The sequence below is a fragment of the Pseudomonas sp. PDM15 genome (genome assembly GCF_014851565.1).
Lineage (GTDB): Bacteria > Pseudomonadota > Gammaproteobacteria > Pseudomonadales > Pseudomonadaceae > Aquipseudomonas.
In genome coordinates this window covers 1-2,417 of the sequence record NZ_JACVAA010000015.1, presented here as the reverse complement: position 1 = coordinate 2,417, position 2,417 = coordinate 1, and the positions used below count along the sequence as shown (strand labels likewise).

Here is a 2,417-nt window from a genome sequence, read left to right as displayed (position 1 = left end):
GCACCTCCATGCCGATGCGCGGGATGGCGATGCCGCCGTAGCGGTCGCCGGCCCAGCTGGAGCTCACCCTCAGCCAGCAGCTGGTGGTGTCGTCGGCCTGGCCTTCGCGGTCCCAGTGGAACTGCACCTTGACCCGGCCGTACTGGTCGCAGTGGATCTCTTCGCCCTTGGGGCCGGTGACCACGGCGCTCTGGCTGCCGAGGATGCGCGGCTTGGGGTGCTCCAGCGCTGGGCGCCAGGGCGTATCCCAGGGCGTGGCGCTGAAGCGGTTGCGGTAGCCCTGGTTGAAGCCGTCGTCGGCTTGCCCGTCTTCCTTGCGGCCGCCGAGGAAGCTGGTGATGGACTCTTCCAGCACCTGGGGCTGCTTGCCCTCGTGGTGGACCTCATTGAGTAGCCACAGCTGGTTCCAGTCCGTGCGCGGATGGGCGGACAGGTTGAGGAAGTGGCCGCTGCGCAGCAGCGGCTGGTCGCTCTCGCCCTCGGCCAGCTGGTGGTCGCTGCGATGGCGCTCCAGGGCGCGCTGGGACAGGTGTTTGCCGCGGCCGCGCTCGGTGAAGCGGCCGGGGTAGTCGTAGTCTTCCAGGTCCGGCTTGGCCTCACCCTTATGGGCGGCTTCCAGCTGCAGGCGTGGCTTCTCGAAGTCGTAGTCGCGGCGGGTGACGCGGCTGGTGCGGGTGGCCAGGCGCAGGGCGAAGCGCTTGATCACCGGGTCGTCCGCCACCAGACCGGAGTCCTGCTGGTAGGCGGTGGTGGCGAGCTTGGGAAAACCGGTCTGGTCGTCGCCAAACACCAGCACATGGCCCTCGGGCGTGTGCTGGAAGTGGTAATGGATGCCTTCTTCCTCGCACAGGCGCTGGATGAAGTGCAGGTCGGAATCGTCGTACTGCACGCAGTAGTCGCGGGCCGGATAAGTGCCGCCGAGCTGGAAACGCTGACCGCTGCCTTCGAGGATGCCGTGGTCGCTTAGCACCTGGGCGACGATCTGCGGCACCGTGAGGTGCTGGAAGATGCGCTGGTTGATGCGATGCTCGAGCCAGGCCAGCTGCGGGCGCAGGGTCAGGTGGTAGCGGGTCAGGCGCTGACCGGAGTCGCCCTGGGCGCAGGCGTGCACCTGGGCGTGGATGCCGTTGCCCTGCGCATCCAGGGTCAGAAAGGCCGGCTGGCCGAGCAGCGTGTCCAGTTCCAGGTCCGGGCGCTGGCTGACCAGCGTGACCTCGAACACGAAGGGCTGGCTGAGCGCCTCGTGGCCGGTGAACTCGAGGACCTGCAGGTCGTGCTCGACGCCGGGCAGGCTCAGGCTGAAATGCGTCTGGTTGGCGGGGGCGAACATCCGTTGTTCCTTCTGCCGAAAGGGCATCGGCCAGGAGTGCTGGCCGATGGGGTGGCTCGCTTACCTGCGAGCCCGGGCATTGTCGGCGAGACGGCGGCGGGGCGCGGTGATGCGTGGCGCAAAACCGCGTGCCGCCGGTCGCCTGCGGCCGTAGAACCTGTTCACGACCTCGCGAGCTAGAGAAAAACAAGGCGGAAGTGGCTGAGGAAGCGCAGTTTACGAGTGGTAAATGAGCATTCCGAAGCCACTTCCAACGCAGTGTTTCCGACGCGCAGCAGGTCGTGGGCAGGTGCTTAGGCCGAGATCGGCGAGCGCCAGTCGTCGGAGCCGGAAGTGCCGGACACTTCGTGGGTCCAGACGATCTTGCGGTAGGTGAAGTAGACGTCTTCCAGGTGGGTGAAGTGGGCCATGGCCGGGTCCTGGCAGTTGGGCATGCGCGACTGCACGTCGACGATCACGGCATCCTCCAGCTCGATGGTGAAGTAGTGCTCCTGGGTACCGGTGGAGGAGGTGCGGAACCACTCCAGACGGCACTTGGACAGACGCTCACCGGAGGTCAGGGAGTTGAAGATCAGCGGCGAAGCCTTGTCGAACACCTTGGTGATCATCAGCGGCTTGTGTACGCGCTGGCCGGTCGGCTGGCCGGACTGCGGGTCGCGCGGGATGATGACCTGGTGGTTGAAGCCCTGGACCAGGATCTGGTCCTCGTGACCTTCCTGGAAGATGTTGCCGACCGAGTCCTCGGTGAAGGTGCCAGCGGTGATCAGGCCTTGCTTGGTGCCTTCGAGGGTCATGTACGCGGGTGTTGGCATGGTGCTCTCCTTGCTGTGAGACGAGACCGGTAAGGTCCGGGAGCTCGGAGCAGTACAAGGGGCGTGCCAGGGGCAGTCAAGTCAGGCGGGGCAAGGGCTGTAGCCAGATCGAAGAGAGTCTGCGAAACGTCCTGTGCGGGGCGTCACGGAAGGTTGTGCAATATCTGGCGCAGGTCTGTGCAGGGGCTTGCGCAGGGCGCCGGAGGCCCGTGAATCGGGTGCTGGGGCGGGGCTGACAAGGGGGCGGCGAGGCGAGTGTGCAAGGAGTTGCGCAG

Annotated in this window: 2 protein-coding genes; both read right to left on the bottom strand. The window is 66.2% G+C overall.

The window, feature by feature from the left end; genetic code table 11:
* On the bottom strand, positions 1 to 1,330 hold a 1,330-nt coding region (tssI, locus tag IB232_RS23325), incomplete at its 3' end, for a type VI secretion system tip protein TssI/VgrG (protein WP_192400894.1).
* Positions 1,331 to 1,623: 293 nt separating this feature from the next.
* Positions 1,624 to 2,142, bottom strand: coding sequence for an Hcp family type VI secretion system effector (locus IB232_RS23320; protein ID WP_137974499.1), 519 nt, complete (start codon positions 2,140 to 2,142; stop codon positions 1,624 to 1,626).
* Positions 2,143 to 2,417: the final 275 nt, after the last annotated feature.